At 75.0% G+C, this 26930-nt stretch carries 25 protein-coding genes; 8 read left to right on the plus strand and 17 right to left on the minus strand.

What is annotated here, in order from left to right; genetic code table 11:
* Window positions 1–152: 152 nt before the first annotated feature.
* The 3 genes from ACIPYS_RS22040 to ACIPYS_RS22050 all read left to right on the plus strand — a co-directional run bounded on the left by ACIPYS_RS22040 (window position 153) and on the right by ACIPYS_RS22050 (window position 3125).
* A complete protein-coding gene (locus ACIPYS_RS22040; protein ID WP_400748470.1) occupies window positions 153–896 on the plus strand; it encodes a class I SAM-dependent methyltransferase in 744 nt (247 codons plus the stop codon).
* A 353-nt stretch (window positions 897–1249) separates the two neighbouring features.
* Window positions 1250–2095: a DUF4097 family beta strand repeat-containing protein gene (locus tag ACIPYS_RS22045; protein ID WP_093858589.1), complete on the plus strand. Its 846-nt coding sequence runs from the start codon at window positions 1250–1252 to the stop codon at window positions 2093–2095.
* A gap of 331 nt (window positions 2096–2426) precedes the next feature.
* The gene (locus ACIPYS_RS22050) at window positions 2427–3125 is read left to right on the plus strand and encodes a DUF3152 domain-containing protein (RefSeq protein WP_159424747.1); all 699 of its coding nucleotides are present in this window, start codon (window positions 2427–2429) and stop codon (window positions 3123–3125) included.
* 36 nt (window positions 3126–3161) lie between these two features.
* Here ACIPYS_RS22050 and ACIPYS_RS22055 read toward each other — a convergent pair whose 3' ends face one another.
* The 5 genes from ACIPYS_RS22055 to ACIPYS_RS22075 form a co-directional block, all read right to left on the minus strand.
* Window positions 3162–4520: an RNA polymerase sigma factor gene (locus tag ACIPYS_RS22055; protein WP_400748475.1), complete on the minus strand. Its 1359-nt coding sequence runs from the start codon at window positions 4518–4520 to the stop codon at window positions 3162–3164.
* Window positions 4493–4912, minus strand: a complete 420-nt coding sequence (locus ACIPYS_RS22060; protein ID WP_093858586.1) for a YciI family protein — start codon at window positions 4910–4912, stop codon at window positions 4493–4495. Before ACIPYS_RS22060 ends, ACIPYS_RS22055 begins: the two co-directional genes overlap by 28 nt.
* Before the next feature lie 160 nt (window positions 4913–5072).
* On the minus strand, window positions 5073–6548 hold the full coding sequence (gene pntB / locus ACIPYS_RS22065) for a Re/Si-specific NAD(P)(+) transhydrogenase subunit beta (RefSeq protein ID WP_093858585.1): 1476 nt from the start codon (window positions 6546–6548) through the stop codon (window positions 5073–5075).
* A gap of 5 nt (window positions 6549–6553) precedes the next feature.
* The gene (locus ACIPYS_RS22070; RefSeq protein WP_400748700.1) at window positions 6554–8125 is read right to left on the minus strand and encodes a Re/Si-specific NAD(P)(+) transhydrogenase subunit alpha; all 1572 of its coding nucleotides are present in this window, start codon (window positions 8123–8125) and stop codon (window positions 6554–6556) included.
* Between the two features lie 194 nt (window positions 8126–8319).
* Window positions 8320–8955, minus strand: a complete 636-nt coding sequence (locus ACIPYS_RS22075; protein ID WP_400748480.1) for a TetR family transcriptional regulator — start codon at window positions 8953–8955, stop codon at window positions 8320–8322.
* Between the two features lie 111 nt (window positions 8956–9066).
* Between ACIPYS_RS22075 and ACIPYS_RS22080 the strand changes: the two genes are divergently transcribed.
* The gene (locus ACIPYS_RS22080) at window positions 9067–10569 is read left to right on the plus strand and encodes an FAD-dependent monooxygenase (RefSeq protein ID WP_400748483.1); all 1503 of its coding nucleotides are present in this window, start codon (window positions 9067–9069) and stop codon (window positions 10567–10569) included.
* Window positions 10570–10604: 35 nt separating this feature from the next.
* On the opposite strand, the gene ACIPYS_RS22085 is transcribed toward ACIPYS_RS22080, so the two are convergent.
* From ACIPYS_RS22085 to ACIPYS_RS22100, 4 genes are all read right to left on the minus strand, one after another.
* On the minus strand, window positions 10605–11117 hold the full coding sequence (locus ACIPYS_RS22085) for a cupin domain-containing protein (protein WP_400748486.1): 513 nt from the start codon (window positions 11115–11117) through the stop codon (window positions 10605–10607).
* 55 nt (window positions 11118–11172) lie between these two features.
* Window positions 11173–11640 carry a MarR family winged helix-turn-helix transcriptional regulator gene (locus ACIPYS_RS22090; protein WP_093858582.1) on the minus strand — a complete coding sequence of 156 codons (468 nt, stop codon included), beginning with the start codon at window positions 11638–11640 and terminating at the stop codon, window positions 11173–11175.
* 118 nt (window positions 11641–11758) lie between these two features.
* Window positions 11759–12421 (minus strand): hypothetical protein, encoded by a 663-nt coding sequence (locus ACIPYS_RS22095; RefSeq protein WP_400748489.1) that lies wholly within the window; start codon window positions 12419–12421, stop codon window positions 11759–11761.
* A gap of 70 nt (window positions 12422–12491) precedes the next feature.
* Window positions 12492–12905 (minus strand): VOC family protein, encoded by a 414-nt coding sequence (locus ACIPYS_RS22100; RefSeq protein ID WP_093858580.1) that lies wholly within the window; start codon window positions 12903–12905, stop codon window positions 12492–12494.
* A gap of 237 nt (window positions 12906–13142) precedes the next feature.
* Between ACIPYS_RS22100 and ACIPYS_RS22105 the strand changes: the two genes are divergently transcribed.
* On the plus strand, window positions 13143–16019 hold the full coding sequence (locus ACIPYS_RS22105; protein ID WP_400748492.1) for a hypothetical protein: 2877 nt from the start codon (window positions 13143–13145) through the stop codon (window positions 16017–16019).
* A 36-nt stretch (window positions 16020–16055) separates the two neighbouring features.
* Here the strand turns inward: ACIPYS_RS22105 and ACIPYS_RS22110 are convergent, their stop codons facing one another.
* Window positions 16056–16838, minus strand: coding sequence for a VOC family protein (locus ACIPYS_RS22110; protein WP_400748495.1), 783 nt, complete (start codon window positions 16836–16838; stop codon window positions 16056–16058).
* A 207-nt stretch (window positions 16839–17045) separates the two neighbouring features.
* Here ACIPYS_RS22110 and ACIPYS_RS22115 point away from each other — a divergent pair, with 207 nt between their 5' ends.
* A complete protein-coding gene (locus ACIPYS_RS22115; protein ID WP_400748498.1) occupies window positions 17046–17411 on the plus strand; it encodes an iron chaperone in 366 nt (121 codons plus the stop codon).
* Between the two features lie 80 nt (window positions 17412–17491).
* Here the strand turns inward: ACIPYS_RS22115 and ACIPYS_RS22120 are convergent, their stop codons facing one another.
* The 5 genes from ACIPYS_RS22120 to ACIPYS_RS22140 all read right to left on the minus strand — a co-directional run bounded on the left by ACIPYS_RS22120 (window position 17492) and on the right by ACIPYS_RS22140 (window position 22383).
* Complete coding sequence (locus ACIPYS_RS22120; RefSeq protein WP_400748501.1) at window positions 17492–18592, minus strand: hypothetical protein; 1101 nt, start codon at window positions 18590–18592, stop codon at window positions 17492–17494.
* A gap of 241 nt (window positions 18593–18833) precedes the next feature.
* Window positions 18834–19544: a TetR/AcrR family transcriptional regulator gene (locus ACIPYS_RS22125; RefSeq protein WP_400748504.1), complete on the minus strand. Its 711-nt coding sequence runs from the start codon at window positions 19542–19544 to the stop codon at window positions 18834–18836.
* 100 nt (window positions 19545–19644) lie between these two features.
* Window positions 19645–20124 carry a GerMN domain-containing protein gene (locus ACIPYS_RS22130; protein WP_093858574.1) on the minus strand — a complete coding sequence of 160 codons (480 nt, stop codon included), beginning with the start codon at window positions 20122–20124 and terminating at the stop codon, window positions 19645–19647.
* 91 nt (window positions 20125–20215) lie between these two features.
* Entirely contained in the window at window positions 20216–21706 is a 1491-nt protein-coding gene (locus ACIPYS_RS22135; protein WP_400748507.1) for a sensor histidine kinase, read from the minus strand.
* Window positions 21703–22383: a response regulator transcription factor gene (locus ACIPYS_RS22140; protein ID WP_093858572.1), complete on the minus strand. Its 681-nt coding sequence runs from the start codon at window positions 22381–22383 to the stop codon at window positions 21703–21705. The genes ACIPYS_RS22135 and ACIPYS_RS22140 overlap by 4 nt, the downstream gene beginning before the upstream one ends.
* Window positions 22384–22722: 339 nt before the next feature.
* Between ACIPYS_RS22140 and ACIPYS_RS22145 the strand changes: the two genes are divergently transcribed.
* Entirely contained in the window at window positions 22723–23436 is a 714-nt protein-coding gene (locus tag ACIPYS_RS22145) for a polysaccharide deacetylase family protein (protein WP_400748703.1), read from the plus strand.
* A 123-nt stretch (window positions 23437–23559) separates the two neighbouring features.
* Here the strand turns inward: ACIPYS_RS22145 and ACIPYS_RS22150 are convergent, their stop codons facing one another.
* Both ACIPYS_RS22150 and ACIPYS_RS22155 read right to left on the minus strand, forming a co-directional pair.
* Window positions 23560–24798, minus strand: a complete 1239-nt coding sequence (locus ACIPYS_RS22150; protein ID WP_400748511.1) for a cytochrome P450 — start codon at window positions 24796–24798, stop codon at window positions 23560–23562.
* A gap of 178 nt (window positions 24799–24976) precedes the next feature.
* Window positions 24977–25465: a hemerythrin domain-containing protein gene (locus ACIPYS_RS22155; RefSeq protein ID WP_400748514.1), complete on the minus strand. Its 489-nt coding sequence runs from the start codon at window positions 25463–25465 to the stop codon at window positions 24977–24979.
* 278 nt (window positions 25466–25743) lie between these two features.
* Between ACIPYS_RS22155 and ACIPYS_RS22160 the strand changes: the two genes are divergently transcribed.
* Window positions 25744–26802 carry a hypothetical protein gene (locus ACIPYS_RS22160; protein ID WP_400748517.1) on the plus strand — a complete coding sequence of 353 codons (1059 nt, stop codon included), beginning with the start codon at window positions 25744–25746 and terminating at the stop codon, window positions 26800–26802.
* Window positions 26803–26930 lie beyond the last annotated feature (128 nt).

Here is a 26930-nt window from a genome sequence, read left to right on the forward strand (position 1 = left end):
CCGTCGGACCGGTCAACCTCGTATGATGCGGCCTCACTCCAGCGGGTGAGTGTTGCCGGGCCCCTCGGCCTTCCCGTGCCGGTGCGGCCACCGGGGGCGACGGTCGGCGGATACATTGCGGCCACTGCGAGTGACGCTTGGAGGTCTCCGTCGTGACTGTGACGAGTCGGTACCTGGGTGCCTGGGAGGGGTTCTGGCGGGATGCGCCGGCCGAGCCCGGGGCGGTGATCTGGGATGCGGAGGCGGCCCTGGTGGCTGAGCGCCACCTCGCGCTGTTCCGGCCGGAGCTGGTCGACCCGGACCTGCCGCTGGTCGACCTGGGCTGCGGCAGCGGGACGCAGACGCGCTTCCTGGCCGGACGGTTCGGCAGGGTCCTCGGGGTCGACCTGTCGCAGGCCGCCGTGGAGCTGGCCCGGCGGAACGACCCCGCCGGCGCGGCCGAGTACGCCCGGCTGGACGCGACCGACGCGGAGGCGGTCCGGGCGCTCCACGAGCGTCTCGGCGACGTCAACCTCTATCTGCGCGGGGTGATCCACCAGAGCGATCCGGCCGACCGGGGGCCGGTCGCCGAGGCCGTCGCGGTGCTGGCCGGGCGGCGCGGCCGGGCGTTCGTGGTCGAGCTGGCCGAAGCGGCCAAGCGGGTCCTGGCGGACCTGGCCGCTGGGCCGGCGGGGCCGCCGCCGAAACTGCGCCCGGTGTTCGACCACGGGCTGGCCCCCGCCGAGGTGGCCGACGGGGCCTTCGTGGACCTGTTCGGTGCGGCCGGGCTGACGGTCCTGGGCTCCGGCGACCTGCCGCTGGCCACCACGGAGTTCACGGCGGCCGGTGCCCGGATCGAGCTGCCGGCGCGGTGGCTGCTGGTGGGTGCGGACGAGGGGGCGGCTGGCGGCGCCTGAGCTGTGCCGAGTCTGGTGCCATCCGGTGCCGGACTGGCGCCAGCGCTGCGGTGCTGTTCGGAGGGTGGTGCCGTGACGTCCGCTCCCGCTCGTGTCGGAGTGCCCCCGGCTCCGAGGTCGCCGTACGCGCCCGGGTCGGGGGTCGCTGTCACCGGGGCTGTGCCATGTGGGTGTCATGCGGGCGCATCAAGGGCTTGCGATTGGCGTCATTATGGTGCCATCATGGCGTCATGGAGCTCGGTGCGCATGCCGGGCGCCCGGGCCGCGAGGTCGGGCCGGTCGACCGGTAGCACCGTCGACCGGTGGCACCGGCTGCCGTACCTCCACCAGACCCTTCCGAGGACGGGATCACCATGCCTTCGTTCGACACTCCCGACCCGATCGCCGTCACCGCGCACATCGAGGCCGGATCCATCCACTTCATCGCCGTCGACCGCCCGGACACCGTCGTCGAGGTGCGCCCGCGCGATCCGGGGAAGGACCTGGACGTGCGGTCCGCCGGGCAGACCGAGGTCGGCTACGCCGCCGGGGTGCTCACCGTCCGGACGCCCAGGCCGCGTTACCTCGTCGGCCGCGTCGGCACCGTGGACGTCACGGTCGAGCTGCCCGCGGACTCGCGGATCGAGGTGGGCGGTGCCTGGGCCCAGGTGCTGGGGGAGGGGCGGCTGGGGGAGACCGAGGTGAAGACCTCCTCCGGGGACGTCCGCTTCGACACCACCGGCCCGCTGCGGCTGGCCGCCGCGCACGGCTCGGTCACCGTCGACCGGATCGAGGGCGGGGCGGAGGTCACCACCAGCTCCGGCAGTGTGCGGATCGGCCGGATCGACGGCCCCGCCGTACTGAAGAACACGCACGGCAGCACGACCGTCGACCTCGCCAACGGCGATCTGCGGGTGAGCGGGGCCAACGGCGACATCGAGGTCCGGCGGGCCGGCGGCTCGGTCGCCGCCACCACCGCCCACGGCACCCTGCGCATCGGTGAGGTGGCCCGGGGCAGTGTGCAGCTGGAGACCTCCTACGGCGCCATCGAGGTCGGCATCCGGGAGGGCACGGCGGCCTGGCTGGACCTCGGATCGACCTCGGGTCAGGTCCGCAACATGCTCTCCGCCGCCGACGCCCCGGGGAAGTCCGAGGACACCGTCGAGGTCCGCGCCCGCACCCGGTACGGCAACATCGACGTCCTGCGCGCCAAGCCCTGATCCCGTCTGCCGCCTGCCCGCGGCCTGCCCGCGGCCTGCGCGCCGCCCGTCCGCCGCCTGCCCGGCGTCGGCCCGGTGGCGGACGCCGGTGGCAAGCACGACGGCGCACGCCCGGACGCGCACCCTGGCGAACACCGAGGCGAATGGAAGAGATCATGCTCACGATAAGGTGAACCGTGAACGGGTTTCTGATCGTCTCTCTCGGTATGACCGATTTGTTGATTGCCCGCCGACCGGCACACCGCCGTTCGGCCGCGCCGACGGCCGCACGCACGGCCCCGGCCCCGGCCCTCCGGGGCTCCATACGCGGGGCCGTCACCCGGGAGCACGGGTGACGGCCCGGCTGCCCGCAGGGCGGGCGAAGTACGGGGCGATCGCCCTGGTGGTCGTCGCCGCCGTGGCGGCCGGCACCTGGTGGTGGCGTCCGTGGGCGGAGGCCGCGCCGAAACCGCTGGCCTTCACCACGGCGCCCGGCGGCACCGAGCGGGTCGGCACCGGGGAGCACCTGTACCGGTACAAGGTGCGGGCCGAGAACGGACTGAAGGTCACCCCCGCCCAGTTCGCCGCCGAGGTGGACGCCGTGCTCGGGGACACCCGGCGCGGCTGGGTCGCCGGCGGCGAGCGCTCCTTCCAGCGGGTGGACGCCGACCCGGTGGACTTCACCGTGTACCTGGCGACCCCCAAGTCGACCGACCGGATCTGCGGACAGTACGGCCTGGACACGGGCGGCTGGGTGAACTGCGCCGCGGGCAAGCAGGTCGTCATCAACCTCAAGCGCTGGCAGGAGCTGTCGGAGTTCTACACCGGCAAGCCCGAGCTGTACCACGCCCTCGCCGTCAACCACGAGGTCGGCCACATCCTCGGCCAGGGGCATGTCGACTGCCCGGGCCAGGGCGCGCCGGCGCCGGTGATGATGCAGCAGATCAAGGGACTTCACGGCTGTGTGCCGAACGGCACGCCGTACGCCGAGGACGGCACCCTGATCACCGGCCCGCCGGTGGTGGCCTCCACCGCGACGCCCGTTCCCTGAGGACGGGGAAGGCCACCGGCCACCGCCCCGGCCCGGTCAGCCCAGGGCCGCCGCCTTGCGCAGCAGCACCGACCGCTCGCGGGTGTTGCGGCACATCCGGGCGGCGAGCTCCAGCTCCGACCGGGCCTCGGCGGTGCGGCCGAGCCGGGTGAGCAGCTCGCCGCGCACGCCCGGCAGCAGGTGGGAGCCGGACAGCCGCCCGGACGCGGCCAGTCCGTCGACGATCTCCAGGGCTTCCGCCGGTCCGGCTGCCATGGCGACGGCGACCGCCCGGTTGAGGTCGACCACGGGGGAGGGCGCGATCCGGCCGAGCGCCTCGTAGAGCAGCACGATCCGCGGCCAGTCCGTCTCCGCGACCGACGGGGCCCCGGCGTGGCAGGAGGCGATCGCCGCCTGGAGGCCGTAGGGGCCCAGGCCGTGGCCGGTGGCGGTCGCCCGGTCGAGCGCGGCCAGCCCGCGGCGGACGGCGGAGCGGTCCCACCGGCGGCGGTCCTGGTCCTCCAGGAGGACCGGCTCGCCGTCGGGCCCGGTGCGCGCCGGGAAGCGGGCGGCGGTCAGCTCGAACAGGGCGAGCAGACCGGACACCTCCGGTTCCCCGGGCAGCAGCGCGGCCAGGGTGCGGGCCAGCCGGATCGCCTCGTAGGCGAGGTCGGTGCGCAGCAGCCGGTCGCCGCTGGTCGCCGTCGAGCCCTCGGTGAAGAGCACGTAGAGCACGCTCAGCACCCCGCCGAGGCGCTCGCGCCGCTGCTCCGGCGGGGGTACCGCGAAGGGGACGCCGGCGGCGGCGACGGTCTTCTTGGCCCGGGTGATCCGGGCCTGCACGGTGGGCACCGGCACCAGCAGGGCGCGGGCGATCTCCTCGCTGGAGAGCCCGGCGACCACCCGCAGGGTCAGCGCCGCGCGGGCCTCGGGCGACAACACGGGGTGGCAGGCGACGAACATCAGTGCGAGGACGTCGTCCTCGATCAGGTCCGGGTCCCACAGCAGGTCGTCCGGGTTGCCGGGGACGGGCTCGGCGCCGGAGCTCGCTCCGCCCTCGGTGAGCCGGCCGCCGAGGGCGGCGTAGCGCTCGTCGAGGGCGGAGCGGCGGCGGAACCGGTCGATGGCGCGGCGCCGGCCGGTGGCGAGCAGCCAGCCGACCGGGTTGGCCGGCTCGCCGTCGCGCGCCCAGGCCACGAGCGCCTCGGCGACGGCCTCCTGGGCGACGTCCTCGGCGAGGTCGAAATCGCCGGTGAAGCGGGTGAGGGCGCCGACGATCCGCGCCGACTCGATCCGCCACACGGCCTCGACGGCCCGCCGGGCGGCCGCGGCGCCCGGCGGGCCGTCGAGGTGCCCGGCGGACCCGCCGCCGTCGGTCGGTCCGGTGCTCAGAGCTGGCCGGTCCGCTCGCGCCATTCCCGCTCCTGGATGATCCACTTGTTGTCCTGCGGGAACTCGTCGATGCCCGGCACCCGCCGGATCTCGATCTTCATCCCCGGGAGGGACGGCAGCCGCTTCGCCCAGGCGACCGCCTCGTCCTGCGAAGCCACGTCGAGGATGTAGAAGCCGCCGAACAGTTCCTTGGTCTCACCGTAGGGCCCGTCGGTGACAATCGGTGCCTCCCCGGTGAAGTCGACCACCACGCCCGTCGACGCGTCGTCGAGCCCCTCGGCGGCGACCAGCACCCCGGCCCGGATCAGCTCGTCGTTGTAGCGGCCCATGATGTCGAGGATCTCCTCGAAGGGCGTGTCCATCATCTTCTCGCGCGTCTCGTCGCTGCCACGCATGATCAACATGTACTTCGCCATTGCTCTTCTCCTCGGTACGGGGGAGTCGCTGTCCGACCCTCTCTACCCCAGGTCGAACGGGAGGGCGCGGGATCGACACGACGGGGGCGTCCGGAGCGAAATTCTCTCCGGACGCCCCCCGGCGTGCCTCCCGGGGCCCGCGTGCGTCGCGATGCCCCCGCTACACGCCCGCCCGGTCCACCGGCGGCACCGGCCGGACGGCCGGGGCCGCACCGCCGGAGTCCTCGGCGTCCAGCGCCCGGAGGATGTCCTCCACGCTCTGCTTGGCGTCGCCGAACAGCATCGCGCTGTTCTCGCGGAAGAACAGCGGGTTCTGCACCCCGGCGTAGCCGGACGCCATCGACCGCTTGAACACGATCACCTGCTCCGCCTCCCACACCCGCAGCACCGGCATGCCCGCGATCGGACTGGCCGGATCGTCCATGGCCGCCGGGTTGACGGTGTCGTTGGCGCCGATGACCAGGACGACGGTGGTCGCGGCGAGGTCGTCGTTGATCTCGTCCATCTCCAGCACGATGTCGTACGGCACCTTCGCCTCCGCCAGCAGCACGTTCATGTGCCCGGGCAGCCGTCCGGCGACCGGATGGACGCCGAAGCGGACCTCGACCCCCCGCTCGCGCAGCCGCCGGGTGAGCTCCGCCACCGGGTGCTGCGCCTGCGCCACCGCCATGCCGTAGCCGGGCGTGATGACCACCGACTTGGCCTGCGCGAGCTGCCGCGCAGCCTCCTCGGCCCTGACCTCCCGGTGCTCGCCCTGCTCCTCGGCCCCGCCCGCGGCGGCCTCGATGCCGAAGCCGCCCGCGATCACCGAGAGGAAGGAACGGTTCATCGCCCGGCACATGATGTAGGAGAGGTAGGCGCCGGAGGAGCCCACCAGCGCGCCGGTGACGATCAGCAGGTTGTTGTCGAGCAGGAAGCCGGCCGCCGCCGCGGCCCAGCCGGAGTAGCTGTTGAGCATGGAGACGACGACGGGCATGTCGCCGCCGCCGATCGAGGCGACCAGGTGCCAGCCCAGCGCGAGCGCGAGCACGGTGACCGCGATCACCGCGCCCAGGCCCGGGCTGACGGTGAACCAGACCGTCAGGCCGACGAAGGCCCCGAGCGCGCCGATGTTGAGCGCGTTCTTGCCGGGCAGCACCAGCGGCCGGGAGGCGATCCGGGCGGACAGCTTGAGGAACGCCACGATCGACCCGGTGAAGGTGACCGCCCCGATGAAGATGCCGATGAACACCTCGGCGTGGTGGATGCCCAGCAGGTCCCCGGAGACGGCGGTCTGCGCCGCGCCGTGCGCTTCCACCTCGAGGTAGCTGTTCCAGCCGACCAGCACCGCGGCGAGGCCGACGAAGCTGTGCAGCACGGCGATGAGCTCCGGCATCTGTGTCATCTCGACCTGCCGGGCCCGCCACAGCCCGGCGGCTCCGCCCAGCACCATCGCCAGGACGATCAGGGCGACCGCCCCGGCACCGATGCTCCTGGACGCCACCACCACGGTGGCCACCAGGGCGAGCGCCATCCCGGCGATGCCGTAGACGACCCCGGCGCGGGAGGTTCGGTGCTGGGACAGCCCGGCCAGGCTGAGGATGAACAACAGGGCGGCGACGAGATCCGCGGCGTGGGCCGCCGTCGTGGACGTCATCGGGCTCAGCGCCTTTCCGGGGACGAGGAGAACATGCTCAGCATGCGGCGGGTGACGGCGAAGCCGCCGAAGATGTTCACGCTCGTCAGCAGGATCGCCACGAAGGAGAGCACGGTGACCGTCGTGCTCCCGTGCCCGATCTGGAGCAGGGCGCCGATCACCACGATCCCGGAGATCGCGTTGGTGACCGACATCAACGGGGTGTGCAGGGCGTGGTGGACCTTGCCGATCACGTAGTAACCGATCACCACGGCGAGTGCGAACACCGTGAAGTTCTGGGCCAGTTGGGTCGGGGCGAAAGCGATCAGCAGGAACAGTGCGAGCATCCCGGCGCCGATCAGTCCGAACCGGGCCGCCGGGGCGAGCCGCGGCCGCGCCGGTTCCACGACCGCGGGTGCCGCGGGCGCCGCGGCCGGCGCGGGTGCGGCCGACACCGCGACCGGCGGTGGCGGCCAGGTGACCTCGCCCGCCCGGACCACGGTCACCGCCCGCTGGACCACGTCCTCGAAGTCCAGCGCCAACTGCCCGTCCTTGCCCGGGGTCAGCAGCTTCAACAGGTTGACCAGGTTGGTGCCGAACAGCTGCGAGGCCTGGGCGGGCAGCCTGGCCGCGAGGTCGGTGTAGCCGATCAGCGTGACGCCGTTGTCGGTGACCACCGTCCGGCCCGCGACCGTGCCCTCGACGTTGCCGCCCTGCGCGGCGGCCATGTCGACGACGACGCTGCCCGGCCGCATCGCCGCCACGTCCTCGGCGGTGAGCAGCCGGGGGGCCGCCCGGCCGGGGATCAGCGCCGTGGTGATGACGATGTCCACGTCCCGGGCCTGCTCGTGGTACAGCGCGGCCGCCGCCCGGTCGTAGTCGGCCGAGGTGGCCTTCGCGTAGCCGTCGGTGCTCGCCTCCTGCGCGGCCTGCACCGGCAGGTACTCCCCGCCGAGGGACTTCACCTGGTCGGCGACCTCCGGCCGGGGGTCGGTCGCCCGGACGATCGCGCCCAGGCTGGAGGCGGCGCCGATCGCGGCGAGCCCGGCCACACCGGCCCCGGCCACCAGGACCTTCGCCGGCGGGACCTTGCCCGCGGCCGTCACCTGGCCGGTGAAGAAGCGGCCGAACACGTGCGCCGCCTCGATCACCGCCCGGTAGCCGGCGATGTTGGCCATCGAGCTGAGCACGTCCATCGACTGCGCCCGGGAGATCCGGGGCACCGCGTCCAGGGCGAGCGCGGTGACCGGGCGCGCGGACAGCGTCTCCAGCAGATCGGGCCGCTGCGCCGGGGCGAGCAGGCCGATCAGGGTCGCGCCGTCGCGCAGCCGGGCGACCTCGGCGGTCGACGGCGCGTTGACCTTCAGTACGACGTCGGCCGCCCAGGCGTCCCCGACGCCCGCGCCGGCGGCGGTGTAGGCCTCGTCGGTGAACCCGGAGGCGGTACCGGCCCCGGACTCGACCACGACCTCGTAGCCGAGGGCGAGGATCCCCCGCACCGTGGACGGTGTCGCGGCGACCCGGGTCTCCCCGGCGGCCGACTCGGCGACCACACCGATGCGCCGCGGGGGGTGGTGCGTGGCGTCCTGTGCAGACATCATTCGTGCCTCTCTCCTGGGAGGAGCCAATGACGGCGGGATCCGCGTCCGGGGAGCGTCGCTCCCCTTGGAGGCAGGAACCTACCCGCCCGGACCCGCCGGGGCACCGGGGCGAGGCCGTGACGTGCTTCACCGATTCACCGGGCGGCGGGTGCGCTGCGCCGCACGGGACTCCAGGGAGTGGCGGGCCGGGGTCAGAACCCCTGGGCGCGGGCGCCGTCGCGCAGCAGGGCGAAGGCGGCGGCGGTCTCGGCGGCGGCCTGCGGGGCCGCCTCGGTGATGTCCTGCCCGTCGGCCAGCCGGGCCCAGGCGGTGCGGGCGAGCACCTGGCGGACGGCCACGTACTGGGCGGCGAACAGCCGGGCGGTGATGCCGCCCGCCGGGTCCAGCGCCTCCGCGAGCGCGTCCGCGTCGGCGTCGACGTAGTCCAGGAGCTGGGCGGAGAGCTCCGGGGTCTCGTGGACGAGCCGGAGGAAGGCGAGCACCTCGGGGTCGTCGGTCAGTCCGGTCTGGGGGTCGTGCGCGGCCAGTCCGGCGAGGTGGTGGCGTTCCAGGGCGTCCAGCGGGGTGAGGCCGGCGGCGCGGTCGCGCACCACCCGGCCGGCTTCGCCGAGGTGGTCGGCGAAGCGGTGCAGGACCAGTTCCTCCTTGGTGGCGAAGTACCGGAACAGGGTGGGCTTGGAGACCTCGGCGGCTGCGGCGATCTCGGCGACCGAGACCTGGGCGAAGCCCCGCTCGAGGAAGAGGGCGATGGCGACATCGGCGAGGGTCTGCCGGGTGCGCTGCTTCTTGAGGGTCCGCAGACCCGGTTCTGGTTCGCTCGGGTTCATGGCAAGGATCATAACCCGGATAAATTCGTTACCCGGTTGTATTTGTTACCGAGTTGCTGTTCCATGGAGCTGTCAACGAGTCACCGACGACCGGAAGGGACGGACACACACATGACGAACGTGGTGATCGTGGGAGCGGGGCCGACCGGACTGACGCTGGCCTGCGGGCTGGCCCGGCAGGGCGTGGCGGTACGGGTCCTGGAGCGGGCCGCCGCCCATGCCACCGGCTCCCGCGGCAAGACGCTCAACCCCCGCAGCCTGGAGATCCTCGCGGACCTGGGCCTCGCCGGGGAACTGGCCGCGGTGGGCCGCACCCACCTGCCGTTCCGCAAGTACTTCGAGGGCGACTTCGTCAACGAGACCGAGCCGTTCGCCGGCGCCCGGCCCAGCGCCACCACCCCCTACCCGGCCGGCCGCTGGCTGCGGCAGCCGCAGCTGGAGGCGCTGTTGCGCGAGCGGCTCGCCGCGCTCGGGGCGGAGGTCGAACTCGGCGCCGAACTGGTGGACGTCCGGCAGGACGCCGACGGGGCGGAGGCCGTGCTCGCGGACGGCCGCCGGATCGCCGCCGACTACCTGGTCGCCTGCGACGGCGGCCGCTCGACGGTGCGCAAACTGCTGGGCATCCCCTTCGTGGGCGACGGCGACCCGGAGCCGTTGATGGTCTGCGGCGACGTCGAGGTCGAGGGCCTGGAGCCGGATGCCTGGCACCAGTGGTTCGGGCCGAAGGGCGTCTTCATGCTCTGTCCCTTCGAGGGCAGCTCCCGCTGGCAGCTCCAGGCCAGCCCGGAGACCGCCGCCGACGGCACGACGGTGCCGCCGTCACTGGAGAGCTTCCGGCGGCTCGCGGCCGAGCACACCGGCCGCGACGACCTCCGGCTCGGCAACGCCACCTGGCTGTCCACCTGGCGGGTCAACGTCCGGATGGCCGAGCGCTACCGCGAGGGCCGGGTCCTGCTGGCCGGCGACTGTGCCCACGTCCACCCCACGGCGGGCGGACTCGGCATGAACACCGGCATCCAGGACGCCTGGAACCTCGCCTGGAAGCTCGGGTACGTGGTGCGCGGAATCGCCGGGCCCGCCCTGCTGGACACCTACCAGGAGGAGCGGCTGCCGATCGCGGCGTGGACCCTTGACGTCACCAGTGCCGGGATGGCGGCCGTGGTGGAGGGGATCGGCACGCCCGGCATCGGGGTCGAGGCCGGCGGGGTCGGCGACCTCACCGGACTGTCCCTCGGCTACCGGTGGAGCGGCCTCGCCGCAGGCGCCCCGGTCGACGGCGGTCCGGAAGCGCTGCTCCGGGCCGGTGACCGGGCGCCCGACGGCCCCTGCGCGGGCCCGGACGGCGCTCCGGGCCGGCTCTTCGAGCGGTTCGCCGGCGACGACTTCACCCTGCTCGGTCTCGGTGCGGGAGCCCGTCCCGAGCTCGCCGGACTGCCCGGCCACGTCCGGCCGGTGCGGGTCGAGGACCGGGACGGCGAGGTCCGCCGGGCCTACGGGGTGACCGGCGAGGCCCTCGTCCTGGTCCGGCCGGACAACCACGTCGCGCTGGTCACCCCGGCCGCCGACGCCGGCCCGGTGCACGCCTTCCTGGCGAGGCTCGGCGCCGCCGGGTGATCATGGCCGCCGCGCCGTCGGCGCCGACGGCGCGGTCAGGCGCGGGGGCGGACGGTGAGGCCCGGGCGGCGGCGGTGCACCGTCAGGTAGGCGACGCCCTCCACTCCCGCCGCCACCGCCCGCTCGGCGCCGCGCGGCAGCAGCCGCAGCGCGCCCGGCTCCAGCGTGTGCTCGACGCCCGCGCAGCGCAGAGTGCCCCGCCCGGCGAGGCCGAGCACCAGCACGTCCAGGTCGGGTTCGACGTGGGCGGCGACGGCGGCCCCGGGGCGCAACCGCACCACGTTGGCGTCCAGTTGGCGCTCGGTGCCGGTGAGCCGCCAGAGCGCCCCGGCGGCGTCGGTGCCGGCCTCCCGCAGCAGTGCCTCCACCGTCGCGCCGTCGCCGGACGCGTCCGGTCCGGGCGTGCCGTCCTGGCCGGGCGAGCTGTTGGCCGGGTCCGAAGCACCGGACGCGTTCGCTGTGCCCGACGCGTTCGCTGTGTCCGACGCGGTCGGCGAATCCGGGGCGGCCGATGTGTTCGGTGTGTCCGGTGTGTCCGAGTCCGTCATGCCGGACATCCTCCCACCGCACGGCCGCCCCGACCCGTCCCGCCCTCCGGGCCCGTCAGTCGACGGTCCCGCCCGCGTTGCGGATCAGCTGCCGGAGCACCTTCAGTGCCGTGACGTAGTCCGCGTCGTCGATGCCCGCGTGGAGGGCGGCGCGGATCGCCGGGGCGTTGCGGGCGAGGTCGACCCGGGCCCGCTCGCCCGCCTCGGTGAGCCACAGCCGGTGGTCGGCGTCCCGGGTCAGCCAACCGCGCTCCACCAGTACCGCGGCCTCCGCCGTCAGGTCGTCCTCGGGTCGGAGGTAGGAGGCCATGGCGGCCCGGAGCTCGGGCACGGTCATGCCCGCCCCGTCGGGCGAGATGTCGTTCCTCGACAGGTTGCGCAGCAGCCAGAACTGCGGCTGGGTGTGGCCCTTCTCGGCCTGCCGGGCCCGGGTGAACGCGATCAGTGCCTCGTAGGCGACACCGGTCCAGTAGGCGGCGGGCTGGCCGGCGAGTTCGGCGTCGGAGATCTGCTGGGTCGACACGGGGGTCCCCTCCTGATGTCTCGGGCGTGCGGCCCGCACACGGTGCGGGTCGTACGGGAACCGTAGGACTTCAAGTGCGGTTGAAGGCAAGGAGGGGAGGCCCCCGGCGGGTCGGCCGTCAGCCCCTGGTGGTCTGCTCGGCCAGGGTCACCGGCAGACCGGCCTCGATGCGCTCCAGCAGCCGGCCGCCGTGGACACCCGGGGTGTCGAAGCCCCGCCACTCGTCCGGGTCGGTGTCGGCCCCGGTCAGCAGCAGTTCGGGGACCAGCACCGTCTCCGGGGCGACGGGCACGGCCTCGGGGAAGGGCGCGAAGTAGGACGGGCGGAGCACCGGGCCGAACAGTTCACCGCCGACGAGGTCCGGCTCGAACTCGGAGGACAGTACGGTGACCCGGGTCCTGAGGTCCCCGTGGATCATCACGAGCTTGTCGGTCATGTGGCCGACGAAGGCCCCGACGTGGACGTCCCCGCGGACGATCAGCTTGGCGTCGCCCTCCAGGTAGACGGCGGCGGCCCGAAGGTCGCCGAGGACGACCAGCGCCGGGCAGCCGTCGTCGGTGTTGATCACCGCGCCGTCGACCGTCAGGTCGCCGTCGATGATGTAGCCGGTGCCGTCCGGCTCGGTGGCGTCGAGGTCGAGGTTGCCCTCGACCGCGAGGTCGCCGGCGTGGACGTCGTACTCCTCCTCGTAGAGGTTCTCGTAGGAGCCGACGGGCAGGCCGCGCCGCTCGAAGAGCGCCACGGCCTCGTCCCAACTGTGGGAGGTGGTGGTGATGTTCATGGGCGGAACTGTGCCACGGGGCACTGACGGCGGCCCTCACGGGGTGGGCTGCCGCCGGGGCGCGGGCGGCTCAGGAACGCGGCTGGTTGATGTTGACCAGCCAGGTGATGCCGAAGCGGTCCGTGCACATCCCGAAGACGTCGCCCCACATCTGCTTCTCCATGGGGACGGTCACCGTGCCGCCGTCCGACAGCTTCTGCCAGTAGCCGCGCAGCTCCGCGTCGTCCTCGCCGCTGAGGCTCACCGAGATGTCGCCGCCCGGTGTGTGGTCCGTGCCGGGCGGGTTGTCGGCGGCCATCAGGACGAGGCCGCCGCCGGTCCTCAGCATGCCGTGCATGATCCGGTCGGCGGCGTCGCCCTCCCCGGCGCCGAAGTCGCCGTAGGTGTTGAGGTCCAGCTCGCCGCCGAAGACCTGCTGGTAGAACTCCAGGGCCTGCCGGGCGTCGCCGTTGTAGGTGATGTAGGGGTTGAGGATGGTCGGCATGGCTGATCCCTTCCTGCTGACATCGGAGTGGAAGACCGTTTCTCAGCCTAGGGAACGCCGGGCCGCGCCGCCGCCCGGCGGAACGCGCCCCCGTCGTCCGTCGCCCGGGCCGCCGCTCTGCCCGAACGGACCTTCCCTTCCGCGGACGGGTCTGGCAGCATCGTCCGCTATTCGGTGATCAAGGGCCGGTGACCGGTGGGCCGGGCGCTCCGGGGTGCCCGCCGGGGGAGGGGCAGCATGCTGACGCACCGCGAGCGCGGTCGCCGCCGGAACGAGCACCGGCCCGCGCCCTGGGTGCGCACCCGGCTGCGCTCGGCGCGTACGGCAGCCCTGCTCACCGCCGTCCTCGCCTTCGTCACCGTCCTCACCCTGGCCGCGCTGCCCCGGGCCGCCGACCGGGGCGCGAACAGCGCGCTGGCCACCTTCGTCCAGGACCGCGGTGTCCGGGCCACCAGCCTCCACCTCACCGCCCGATCGCGCCCCGACACCCCCGCCGCAGAGCTCGACGCGGCCCGCGACCGGCTGGTCGGGCAGATCGCCCGGGACCTCCCGCTCACCCGCGACGGCGAGCACCACGGCACCCGCGCCCTCACAGACCGGCCCATGCTCAACGACGGCTACGACCGCCCCGGCGGCACGGCCCCGCAACTCCACCTGCTCCACCTCCAAGGCCTCGCCGCGCACGCGACCCTGACCGACGGCGCCTGGCCCGGACCCGCCGCCCCCGGCGAACCGCTGCCGATCGCCGTCAGCCGGCGGGCCGCCGACACCATCGGCCTCCGGGTCGGCGACACCGTCGACAGCGGACCCGCCGCCCGGGCCAGGATCGTCGGCCTCTACCGCGCCGACGAGCCCCACGACCGCTACTGGCAGGAGCTGCCCTGCCCCGAACGCGCCTGCCTGAAGACCCTCGACGGCGGCGGTGTCCGCTGGGAGACGGCCGGATTCGCCGCCGCCGACAGCCGCCCGGCCCTGCTCGCCTGGGGCGGGGGCGGCGAGGACTTCTGGCGGCTGCCGGTCGACCCGCGCGCCCTGCGTGCCGACCGGCTCGCCGCCCTGCGCTCCGGCGTCGGCTCCTACCTGGCCGGTCCCGGTGCCGTCCTGGCCGCCGAGGTGACCGGACGGCCCGACCTCACCGCGACCACCCTGCTGCCCGAGGTCCTCGCCGAGGCCACCGCCCGCCACCGGGCCACCGCCCCGCTCGCCGCGATCGGCCCCGCCGGAGTCGCGGGCGTCGCCTGCGTGGTGCTCTGCCTGGCCGCGGCCCTCGCCGCCGACCGGCGGACCGCCGAACTCCGGCTGCTCCGGGACCGCGGCGGCTCGCGCGCGGCGATCCTGCTGCGCCTGCTGGGCGAGAGCGCGGTGACCGTCCTGCCGGCCGGCGGGGCCGCCACCGCCCTCGCCCTCGTCCTGCTGCCCACTCCCCGTTGGACCGCCGCCGTCCTCGCCGCGGTGGCCGGGACGCTGCTCGCCGTCCTCGCCCTCCCGGTCCGTGCCGCCGTCCTGCTCGCCCGCCCCCGTGGCACCGGCGGCCCGACCGACGGTGCCCGGGGGCCCGGGCGCCGCCGGGCGGTCGGCGAACTCCTCGTCCTCGCCGTCACCGGTGCGGCCGTCGCCGAGGTCCGCCGCCGGGGCGCGGCCCCGCCGGCCGACGGGCCGGACCCCCTGCTGGTCACCGCACCGCTGCTGGTCGCGCTCAGCGGTGGTCTGCTGCTCGCGAGGATCCAGCCGCCCGTCGTCGGCCGGCTCGCCGCCCTCGCCCGGCGCGGCCGAGGCCCGATCGCCTTCCTCGGCCTCGCCCGCAGCGCCCGCGACCCGGATGGTCGCCACCGCCCGGCCGTGCTGCCGGCGCTCGCTCTGCTGCTCGCCGTCACCACCGCGGGCTTCGGCGCCACCCTCCTCGACACCGTCGACGGTGCCCGGCTGCGCGCGGCCCGTACGGCGGTCGGCGGCGATGCCGCGGTGCTGGTCCCGCAGGACGCGCCGCTTCCCGAGGCGTTCGTCGCGGCCGCCGACGCGCTCCCCGGGGTCCGCGCCGCGACCGGTGTCCGGATCGAGCGGCAGACCTACCTGCTCGGGGTCGGCCGGCTCGCGGTACAGGTCACCCTCGTCGCCGCCGAGCCCCGGGCCTACGCGGAGATCTCCCGCACCGTCGGGGCCGGCCCGTTCGACCCGGCCGTCCTGTCCGATGCCGCGGTCCCGGCCGGCGCCGCGGTCCCGGCCGACCCCGCCGTCCGGTCCGGCGCCGCGTCGTCCACCGCCGCTCGGCCGGACCCGCCGGTGCCCGCCCTGGTCAGCGCCGGCCTCGCCGCACAACTCGGTCCCGGCCCGCAGCGGCTGCGGACACCCGGTGGCGAACTGCTCGCCACCGTCGTCGGCACCGTGAACGCCACCCCGGCCCTCCCCGAGGCCGTCCGGGAGTTCGTCGTCGTGCCGGTCGGCGCCGCCGCCGCCCGCCTGCCCGAACTCGCCCGGCCCGACAACTGGTTCGCCGTCGGCGACATCGACGGCGCCCGGCTGCGCCCGCTCTTCGCGACCCGGGGCCTGGCCGACACGTCGGGCCTGGCCGGGCTCCTGCGCGAGGAGGCCCGGGAGGTGAGCAGGGAACCCGGCGGCATCCCCGACGGTTACCTCGTGCGCACCGCCCGCGAGACGGCCGCCGACCTGGCCGCGGACCCGCTCCAGCACTCCACCGCCCGGCTCTTCCGGTCCGCGGCCGTCGCCGCCGTCGCCTTCGCCCTGCTCGCCGTCCTGCTGACCGTCCTGCGGGCTTCGCCCGACCGCGCGGCGGTCCTCGCCCGGCTGCGCACCATGGGGCTCCGCCCCCGGGAGGGGCTGGCGCTGATCGTCGCGGAGACCGTGCCGCAGACACTGGCCGCGGTGGCCGGCGGCGCGGTGGTCGCGGCGGGGGCCGTCGCCCTGCTCGGACCTGCTTTCGACCTGTCGCTGCTGGTGGGCGCGCCGGTGGCGGAACGGCCGGTGCCCCGCGTCCTGCCGGTGCTGCTGCCGACGGCCGCCGTGGCGCTGCTCGTCTGCACCGCGGTGGTGCTGGAGGCGGCCGTCTCCGGCCGACGGCAGATCGCCACCGAACTCCGGGCGGGCGACCGGCGGTGACCCCGGCAGCTCCGGGGCCACCGCCGGTGACCCGGCCTACGCCAGCGGCTGCGGCGTGATCATCGCGAACGGGGCCCCCTGCGGGTCGGCCACCACCGTCATCCGCCCGGCCATCATGTCGAACGGCGGGGCCAGCACCGTACCGCCGCTCCTGACCAGGGCGTCCACCGTGGAGTCCACGTCGTCCACCGCGAAGTAGGTCAGCCAGTGCGCCGGGGTGCCGGGCGGGTCGTTGGCGAGCAGGGTCACGCCGCCGACGGCGCGGCCGCCGACCCGCAGCTCCCAGTAGGAGTCGGCCCCGTCCAGCGGTTCGATCTCGATGCCGAACGCCGCGCCGTAGAAGGCGGTGGCGGCCGGCACGTCGCTGGTGTGCAGCTCGTTCCAGGTCAGCGCGCCGGCCTCGTTGACGACCTTGGCGCCGAAGAACTCGCCCGGCTGCCAGACGCCGAACACCGCGCCCTGCGGGTCCGCCGCCACCAGCATCCGGCCGAGGTTGCCGACGTCCATCACCGGGGCGAGCAGGGTGCCGCCGGCCGCGACGATCGCGTCCTGGGTGGCCTGGGCGTCGGTGCTGGCCAGGTAGCTGGTCCAGACGGTCGGCGGCTCCGGCATGCCCTCGGGGCTCATCGTCGGGCCGATGCCGGCCACCGCCCTGCCGTTGAGCTCGCAGACCGCGTAGCCGCCGAACTCCGCCGGGCCGGGCTTGCCCTGCCAGCCGAGCAGGTCACGGTAGAAGTCCAGGGCGGCCTGCTGGTCCTTGGCCATCAGGTCGACCCAGCACGGGGTGCCGGTCGCGTACGGCGTGGTGACTTCGGGCATTCTCGCTCCTCCTCGTGGGATCCCCCGCCGGTCACCCTCTCGCCGGGAGCGGCGATCGGGCGTTCGACACGCCGCCCCGATCGGTCGCCCCGGCCGGTGGCCACGGTCCGCCCCGATCGTTCGCTCCGGTCCGCCGGGGCGCGGGCCGCCCGGGGGCCCGGGCCCCCGGCCTTGCCCGGAGCCGGCGCACCGGCATAGCCTCCTGGAATGGTGCGAAGTACCGCGAAGGACGTCGAAAGCTACCTGGCCGAGGTGCCCGAGGACCGTCGCGAGGTGCTGACCGAGCTCCGCAGGCTGTGCCGCCGCGAGCTGGCGGACTTCACCGAGGTGATGGCCTACGGCATGCCCGCGTACGAGCGGGACGGGGTCGCCGAGGTCGCGTTCGCCAGCCAGAAGCAGTACATCTCCTTCTACCTGATGCGCCCCGACGTGCGGGACGCCTTCGCCGGACGTCTGGCCGCCCAGGACATGGGCAAGGGCTGCCTGCGCTTCCGGAAGCCGCAGGCGGTGGACCTCGTCCTGCTGGGGGACCTGCTGCGTGCCACGGCGGCACGTCCGGGCACGGTCGCCTGACGCCCGGTGCCTGTCGCCCGGTGCCCGGGCCGCTGACGGACGGTGGGCCGGGCACCGGGCGTCGGACGCCCCGCGAACGGTCAGTGGATGACGGTCCCGCACACGGAACCCGGCAGCGGCTGGAAGCCCTGGTCACGGACGGTGGTCGTGGTGTGCGCGCAGATCCATCCGGCCGGGCCGAAGACGTTCCGCAGCGCGGCGCCCCGGGCGTTCTGCGCGGTCCACTCGCTCTGCCGGACGACATTGGAGAGGATCCGGCCGAACGGGAGCACCGCGAACGCCGCGTTGATGGAATGCGCCGTGGTGTTGACGGAGGCGACGCCGTTGATCGCGCGCGGCGTGAGCGGCCCCGGCTCGTCGCCGGGGGAGGTGTGGCCGCCGTACGCCTGGCCGACGTAGCGGCCGACCGAGTACGGCACGAGGGCGTTCGGGTCCTGGAGGACGGTGTCGGTGCCCTGGTTCTCCCGGGCGACGACGCCGACGCAGGAGTGGTCGGTCACCTGGTCCTGGCCGATCGCCCGGGCGTAGTCGATCTTCTCCAGGAAGTACGAGGTGGAGTCCAGCCCGGACCCGTGCACGCCGTAGCGGTCCACCGTGACGTTGCCGCTCACATAGGGGCGGATGACGGCGTCCGGCAGGGCGGGGCTGATCTGGCGCCAGTTGGTGATCTGGCAGGCGTAGATGCCGACGAGCTGGGCGGGCGTCAGGGTGGCCGGGGCGTTCCCGCCGGCGGGGGAGGCCCAGCTGACGGCGTCCTTGGCCATCGCGACGAAGTTCAGGTAGGCCGGGTCCGTGGGCCGGGGCGGCCGGGCCGCGCGGGCGTAGTCGATGCTGGACGAGGTGTACATGTCGATGGCCATCAGGCCGGCGTCCGTGCTGAACGGGCGCCAGATCGTCACCGACCCGTACTTGGGGACGATCGGGGCCGCCGGGGTGGAGTCCCAGCCGGACAGCCGGGGCGAGGTGGTGTCGCCGCCGGCGGTCAGGGCGGCGTTGTAGTCGGTGGCGAACCGGCTCAGCAGGCTCTCGGTCGCCTGCGCGCCGACGCCGACGAGGTCCTGGGCGTTGGGCAGGGTCGCCGGGTCGGCGAGGGCGGGGCCGCCGGCGGAGAGGACGAGCGCGGAGGCGAGGGCGAGGGCCGGGGCGAGCCGGGCACCGAGGCGGGGGACGTGGCGAAGCATGGCGTGAACTGCCCTTCAGGCGTGGTCCGTCGGGATCCCGCCGTATCCTCGGACGCCCGCCCGGCCGCCGGAAGCCTCCGCCCCGCCGGCCCGCGGGCCCGCCGCCCCACCGCGCCGCAGGTCAGCCGGGGCGGGCCCGCCCGCGGTGACGGCGAATGTTCTTCCACCGGCCTTCCAGCGGCCACCTCGCCCCGGACCCGGCGCGCTGCTCACGCTCACGCCTCGCGCTCACGCCTCACGCTCACGCCTCGCGCGGTGCCCGCAGCCGGGCCTCGGCGGCCTCCAGCAGCAGGTCGAGCGCCTGCGGGTACGCGCTGCGGTTCATGTCGGCCGCCAGCAGGTGCGCGGTGGCCGCGATGTGGGGGTGGGTGGTGGCGTCGAGGCGCGCGTAGGAGCTCTGCCAGACCTGGTAGTCGGCGCTCAGAGCGCTCGAGGGCAGGGCGAGGGCGGCGGCGTCGAGGGCGGCGAAGCCGAGGCTCTGGTCGACGAAGGCGTGGTAGACGCGGACGGCCTCCGGGTCCGGGAAACCGGCGTCGCGCAGTATGCCGAGGATGTTCTCGACGGCGGTGATCTCGTTGGCCCGGCCGGTGGTGCGGTGGGCGGCGAGCAGGGCGGCCTGGGGGTGGGCCTGGTAGGCGGCGTGGATGCGCAGGCCGATGGCGCGCAGGTCGGCCCGCCAGTCGCCGGTGGGCCGCCAGCCGTGCTGGGCGCGGCCGATGAGTTCGTCCGCGATGGCGATCAGCAGGTCGTCGGTGCTGTGGAAGTAGCGGTACACCGCGCTGGGGTCGGCGCCGAGCGCGGCCCCGAGCCGCCGGACGGTGAGTGCCTCGGCGCCGTGCAGACCGATCAGCCGCAGCGCGGTGTCGACGATCAGCTCGGCGGACAGGACGACGCCCTGTTTGGTGGGCCGGCGGCGCTTCCGCTCGGGCTCGGGAACCACGCGTTCGGTCATGGCGGCAGGATATGACAACTTCATTGACATAGGGAGGGATCCGGGCAGCCTCTCGGCCGGCGGGCCCCGTGGTCGGCGGCCCCCGGGACTCCTCCGCGGGTCAGTCCGTGCGGTGCAGGTCGCACTGCTGGCGGACCGGCCCGGGGGCGTCGCTGCTGAGGACGGCGACCTGGGGCGGAGGCCCGGCGGTGGGCGCGTCCTCGGCCGTGCAGACCAGCTGCTGGACGGCGGTGGTGGTCAGAGCGGCGGTCGACCAGGACAGCCGCAGGGTGACGGTGCCGGGGCTGCCGACGGCCTCGACCCGGCCGCCGGCGGGGAGGGCGGTGTAGAGGCCGGCGCGCTGCTCCGCCGGGTCCGGCCCGGCGAGCAGGGTGTCGAGGGTCTGTTGCAGGTCCTCGCGCGGGCTGTCGGCGCGGACGACCGGCCGCAGCCCCTCCGGTCCCGGGAAGTACAGGCGGGTGCCGGGCTGGACACCGGTCGCCGGCAGCCCGCTGCGGACGGCCCCGGTGCCGGTGACGGAGCAGCCCGCGACCGCCAGCAGCAGGGCGGCCGCCGCGGCGGTGCGAAGGGGGACGTTCACCACTGCTGTTCCTCCGTGACGCTCGTCGTTGCTCTTCCATGACGCTCACCGCTGCTCCTCCCGGTCCCTCCCCGCCGTTCCTCGGCGACGCTCATCGCTGCTCCTCCCGGTCGTTGCCGAGCGGCAGGACGAGGGTGAACACCGCGCCCCCGCCGGGCGCGTCGGCGGCCTCGATCAGTCCGCCGTGCAGCCGGGCGTTCTCCTGCGCGATGGCCAGGCCGAGCCCGCTCCCCTCCGAGCGCCGGCGGGCCCGGTCGGCCTTGTAGAAGCGGTCGAACAGGTGCGGCAGTTCGGCGGCCGGGACGCCGGGCCCGTGGTCGGTCACGGTCAGCACGAGGTCGCCGTCGGCCTCCCGCAGGGCCAGCCGGACCGGCGGCCGGCCGTGCCGCAGGGCGTTGCCGACCAGGTTGGCGACGACGACGTCGAAGCGGCGCGGGTCGAGGCGCACCGGCAGGGCGGACGGCAGGTCCAGCACGATCCCCTCGCCCCAGCCGCGCAGGTCCAGGGTCTCGCGGACGGCGGTGACGGCGTCGACGTCCTCGGTGTGCAGGGGCGCGGCGCCGGCGTCCAGCCGGGAGATCTCGATCAGGTCGTTGACCAGCCGGGTGAGCCGTCCGGTCTCGTTGCTGATCATGCGCAGAGCGGTCGCGGTGTCGGCGGGCAGCTGTTCGGCGTCCTCGTCGAGGATGTCGGTGACGGCGACCATGGCGGCCAGCGGGGTGCGCAGTTCGTGCGAGACGTCGGCGGCGAACCGGCGGCCCTGGGACTCCACGGCCCGCAGCTCCTCGATGGTGCCCTGGAGGGTCCGGGCGGTGTGGTTGAAGGTCTTGGAGAGCTGGGCGAGTTCGTCGTGGCCGGTGACGGTCAGCCGGGTGTCGAGCCGGCCCTGGGCGAGGGCGTGGGCGGCGTCGCCCAGCGCACGGACCGGCCGCAGGACCTGGCGGGCCGCCAGCAGGGCGAGGCCCGCGGCGAGCACGGCGGCGAACGCGCCGGCCCCGGCGGCCGCGGCGAGCAGGCCGTTCGCCGCGCTCTGCTCGCGGTCGAGCGGCAGGACGGCGTAGACGGCGAGGCCGGAGGCGGTCCGGGGCTCGGCGGCGTAGGTGACCGGGATGCCGACGGCGAGCCAGGGGCGGTCGTCGGTCGTGAACCGCTGGAACGCGGCGTGGCCGGCGCCCACGGTCCGTTCCAGGGCCGCCGGCACGGCGAACGGCTGGGTCCACTCCGAGTGGTCGGTGCCCCGGGCGGCCAGTACCCGCCAGTCCCGGAATCCTCGGGTGCCGGACAACTGTCCCGTCAGCCGGTCGAGTTCGCCCTGGGTGGGCGGGAACGGCAGGGCCGGGGCGAGCACGTCGACCCGGCGGCGCAGCTCGTCCAGGGCGGTGTCCTGGGTGAGTTCCAGGGTGGAGTTGGTGGCGGCGCGGTAGGTGAGGGCCGCGGTGGCCAGCGCGCTCAGCGCGGCGACGGCCACGAACGCGGCCAGCAGCCGGGGCCGCAGCCCGGCGATCGCCCGGCGCAGCCGGACCCGGCGCGGAACGGTCCTCCCGGCGGGCGGCCCCGGCGGGGAGGACGGAGCGCCCGTCACAGCGGACCGAAGCGGTAGCCGAAGCCGCGCACGGTCTGGATGTAACGGGGTGCGGCGGGGCTGTCCTCGATCTTGGCCCGGAGCCGGTTGACACCCGCGTCCACCAGACGGATGTCGTCCTGGCGGCCCAGCCCCCACACGGATTCGAGCAACTGCTCGCGGCTGAGCACCCGCCCGGGCGAGGCGGCCAGCTCCAGCAGCAGCCGCAGGTCGCCGGGCGCGAGCGGCAGCGGGGTGCCGCGCTTGGTGACGGTCAGCGCGGCCCGGTCCAGCACCAGGTCGCCGTGCGCCTCCCGGTCGGCCTCGGCCCCGGCGGTGCCCGCCCGCCGCAGTACCGCCCGGATCCGGGCGTCCAGGACCCGGGACTGCGCGGGCTTGACCACGTAGTCGTCGGCCCCGGCCTCCAGGCCGAGCACGGTGTCCACGTCGTCGCCGCGGGCGGTCAGCATGATCACCGGAGTGGGCCCGGCCCCGCGCAGCCGCCGGCACACCTCGAAGCCGTCGATCCCGGGCAGCATGAGGTCCAGCACGACGATCTCCGGCGGCTCCCGGTGCGCCCGCTCCAGCCCTTCCTCGCCCGAGGCGGCGGTGCGCACCTCGTGGCCCTGGCGGCGCAGGCCCAGGGCCAGCGCCTCCCGCACCGAGTCGTCGTCCTCGATCAGCAGTACCCGTGACATGACCGCCAGTATCCGGCCTCCACCTGCGGAAACGCGGCTGTGGCACGGGTCCGGGGCGCCTTGTTGCGAAACGCTCACACACGGCTCACAGGCCCCGCAAGCGCGCGGCCGAGGGTGGTGGACACGCCGTCCGGCAGTCCGCCGGGACCACCGGCCCGTCCCCCTCCGAGGAGCAGCGTGCGCCCGCAGCAGGAGCCGAAGCCGTCCGACGCCACCCCGTCCAGCTGGTACCCCCGCCTCGGCGGGCCGTCGCGCGCCTCCCGGCGCCGCACCGCCCTGTTGCGGACCGCCGTCCTGGGCGCCGCCACCGTGACCCTGCTGGGAGCGGCCGGGGTGCTGATGAAGGGCCCCGAGCACCTGCCGGGCCTCACCGGCTCCCCGTCCGCGGCCGGTACGGGTACGGGTACCGGGGCCGAGGCCGGGCCGGTGCCGGGGCTGCCCGCGCCGGTGGTCGACATGAGCATCTCCCGCCGTTCCGAGGACGCCGGGAACACCGTCAACCTGACCGTCGACGACGGGCCGGACCCGCAGTGGACGCCGCGGATACTGGACGTCCTGGCCCGCAACGGGGTCAAGGCCGTCTTCTGCATGCTGGGTCCCGACGCCCGGGCCCGTCCCGAGCTCGCCCGCCAGGTGGTCGCGGCCGGCCACCGGCTGTGCAACCACTCGGTGAGCCACGACACGGCCATGGACCACAAGGACGTCGGGTACCAGGAACGGGAGATCCTGGACGGGCTGCGGATGATCCAGGACGCCACCGGCGGGGCGCCCGTCCCCTACTACCGGGCCCCCGGTGGTGCCTTCACGCCGGAGAGCCGTCAGATCGCCGCCGCGCACGGCATGCGCCCGTTGGGCTGGAACGTCGACACCCGGGACTTCGAACGGCCCGGCGCGGACCGGATCGTCGAGACCGTCGAGGAGCAGCTCCGCCGGGGCCCGACGGTGCTGCTGCACGACGGCGGGGGCAACCGCGCCCAGACCGTCGAGGCGCTGGAGCGGCTGCTGCCCCGGCTCAGGGCGGAGGGCCGGACCTTCTCCTTCCCCGAGCGCTGACCGACCGGGGGCCGGTTCCGGGCGCGGTCGGCACCGGGAGGACGGTGGCGGGGTGCAGGCGCCGGGAGGACGGTGGCGGCGTGCCGGCGCCGGGAGGCCGGTGGGGTTGCCGTTCCCCCGGGGTCAGCCCTTCCGGCGGACCGGGAGGCTGCGGGGGCCGCGCACCAGGAGGCCCGGCCGGTACGGCAGAGCGGCGGGGTCGGCGGCGAGGGACAGCGCGGGCAGGGCGTCGAACAGCCGGGGCAGGGCGATCGTCGCCTCCAGCCGGGCCAGCCGGGCGCCGAGGCAGATGTGCGGGCCGTGCCCGAAGGCGACGTGCGGCAGGGCCCGGCCGTCACCGGGGGCGAACCGGCCGGGCCGGAAGGCGTCCGGGTCGGGGAAGACCTCCGGGTCGCGGTTGGCGGCCGCCAGGACGACCAGGACGGAGGAGTCGGCCGGGACGACCGTGCCGGAGCCGAGGTCGACCTCCTCCCGGGTGCGCCGCCAGGTGGTGCCCTCCAGCGGGCTGGCGTGGCGCAGCGTCTCCTCGACCACCGCGGCCCACCGGGGCTCGCCCTCCCGGCGGGCCGCGGCCAGCTCGCCGGGGTGGCCGAGCAGCAGCAGCGAGGCGGAGGCGAGCAGGTTCATGGTCGTCTCGTAGCCCGCGAAGAGCAGCAGGAACGCCATCGCCAGCAGTTCGGTGTCGTCCAGCGCCTCGGCGTCCCGGTCGGCGGCGAGCAGGCTGAACAGGTCCTCGCCGGGCTGCTGCCGCTTGGCCGCGATGAGCCCGGTGAAGTACCGGTGCAGGCTCTGCCACGCGTCGTCGATCTCGCCGGGGGCGAGGGCGCCGGCCGGGGAGCCGACCCGGTAGGTCCAGTTGCGCAGGTCCGCCCGGTCCTCCTCGGGCACGCCGAGGATCTCGCCGATCACCAGGACGGGCAGCGGGAAGGCGAAGTCGTCGACGAGGTCGGCGCACCCTTCGCGGTCGAGGCGTTCCGCGAGCCCGCCGAGCACCTCCTCGGTGAGCCGGGCGATCCGCTCGCCGAGGGCGTCCACCCGGCGGGGGGTGAAGGCGACCGAGGCCAGTCGGCGCAGGCGGCGGTGCTCGGCGCCGTCGGTGTTGAGCATGTGGCGCTCCAGCACGGACCGGGCTCCGGCCGCCGGTCCCACCCGGGCGGACCCGCCGGCCCGCGGCGCCGGGACGTTGGAGAACCGGGCGTCGGCCAGCACCGCCCGGGCCTGGCGGTAGCCGGTCACCAGCCAGGCCGAGGTTCCGTTGGACAGGTCCACCCGGGCTGCCGGGCCCCGCGCGCGCAGCCCCGCGTAGTACGGGTAGGGGTCGCGGGCGAACGCGGCGTCGGCGGGGTTCAGAACTGTGGTCACCGGGTCATTCTCGCCGGGCGCCCCGGAGGGCCCGACACGGCCCCCGGCCCGGGACGGATCCGGGGTCGGGCCGGATCCTGGTCCCGAACGGATCCGGGACCGGGACCGGGCCCTCCGGGGGGCGGTCCCGGTCCCGGGTGAGTGGGGCGCCGACGCCCGGGGCGTCACCGTCGCGGGGTCACGTCCGGAGCGGGCGGAAGACCGGCTCCGGCCAGTCGCCGTCCGGGAGGGTGCGGTCGAGCGCCGCGCCGATCACCCGCTCCTCGTACCGGAAGTGCGACTCCATGATCGCCGCCAGCCCGTCGAGTTCGCGCCGGATCGCCTCGTCCGGGCCCTCACCGCCGTCGGTGGCGGCCGCTCGGGCGAGTTCGGCCACCCGGGTCAGGATCGAGGAGATCAGGCCGTGGTCCTCGACCAGCTTCGTGACCGTCCCCGCGAGATCCGGCCGCTCGCGCACCAACTGCGCGAACAGTCCGTCGTCCTCGCCCCGGTGGTGGGTCTCCAGGGCGCCGCAGAAGGCCAGACAGTGGGCGGCGAGCGTCCCGCCGCCGGTACGCCGGTGCCCAGCACCGGACTTGAGGTCGTTGATCAGACGAAGCAGTTCGTCGTGGGCCAGCGAGAGCTGCCGGCCGAGGGCGACCGCACGGCCGCCGTCCTGGGAAGCCACGTCGGGCCGTCCCTTCGGTTGTCGCACCTCCATGCCTGACGCAGTCCGTCACCGGCACGCGATGCCGCCGTGATCCGATCACACGACCCGCCGCGTCGGCAAGTGCCGCCCGCACCCGTGGTCCTGGGGGTGGCTGCTGGAAGAACACTCGGCGGCGGGGGCAGGGGCGACCAGCGGCGCCCTGCCGGGGCCGGTCGGGTCGGGGTTACGACGCCGGGACGGGGCCGCCGAGGATACGCCGGGATCCCGTCGACCGCTCCCCGGAAGGAAGCCACACCGTGTTCCGACTTGTTGCCCGGGCCGCCTCTGCCCTCGCGCTGGCCTCGGCGCTCGCGCTCACCGTCACCACGCCCGCGCTCGCCGACCCGCCCGTGCCCGCCGCCACCGACCTCGTCGGGGTCGGCTCCCCGCTGACGCAGGGGCTCTACAACCGGATCTCCAGCGACTACAACGCCGCACTCGCCGCCGCCGGGGACACCGCCTCGCCCCGCATCTACAGCTGGGACGCCACCGGGAACACGTCCATCATCCCGAAGTCCGGCGCCGACGAGATCCGCCGGCCGAACAGCACCCAGGCCGGCCTCTTCGAGCTCACCATGCGCACGAACCGGACCCTCGACTTCAGCCGGGCCTACCGCGGCATGCTCAGCACCGACCTGCCGAACACCCTGTTCGTCGCCATCGCCAGGGACGCGGTGACCTGGGCGGCGCCGGCGGGCGGACACGCCCCGGCGAACCTGACGGCCTGGCAGGTGCGGAGCATCTACGCCTGCGAGGTCACCAACTGGCGGCAGATCGATCCCGCGCTGCCCGATGCCACCATCCACCCGCTGCTGCCCGGGGGCCGGTTCAGCCCGTCGGACACCGCCCTCGCCCTCTACCGGGTGCTGAACAAGCTCTCGGTCACGAGCCCCTTCTCGTTCGGTGGCTGCGTCGCCGGGGTCGCGACGGAGAACCAGGGCACCTCGCCGGAGTTCCAGGACCCCGACGCGATCGTCCCGTACTCGGCCGGCCATTACGTCGGCCAGGTCTACGGCGGCCACGGCGGGCCCGGCGACCAGCCCGGGAGCCTCACCCTCCGGTCGTTCGGCGGGCTGGTCCCGGTGGACCAGGTCAACCACATCGTCGCCTCGGCCTTCGGTGCCTCGCAGTTCGCGTACCTGGTCACCACCGCTGTGCGCAGCGAGGACTGGTACTCCACCGAGCCGCGCGGCGTCGCGCTGCGTGCGATCTTCGGTTTCAACGGGTGGGTGTGCCGGTCGAACGAGGGCCGGGCGATCCTCCGCAGCTACGGCTTCGTGCCGCACCCCGGGTGCGGTGCGCCCGAGCACAGCTGACCGGGGCCGCGCGGGTCCGCCGGCGCGGGTCGCCGGCGGACCCGCCCCCGAGGGCGTTCATCGCAGGCCATTGCAACGATCGAGGGTGGTCGGCGTTGCATTGAGCGCCCAGCCATTGCAATCGATGG

The sequence above is a fragment of the Kitasatospora sp. NPDC089913 genome (assembly GCF_044748625.1).
Taxonomy (GTDB): Bacteria; Actinomycetota; Actinomycetes; order Streptomycetales; family Streptomycetaceae; genus Kitasatospora.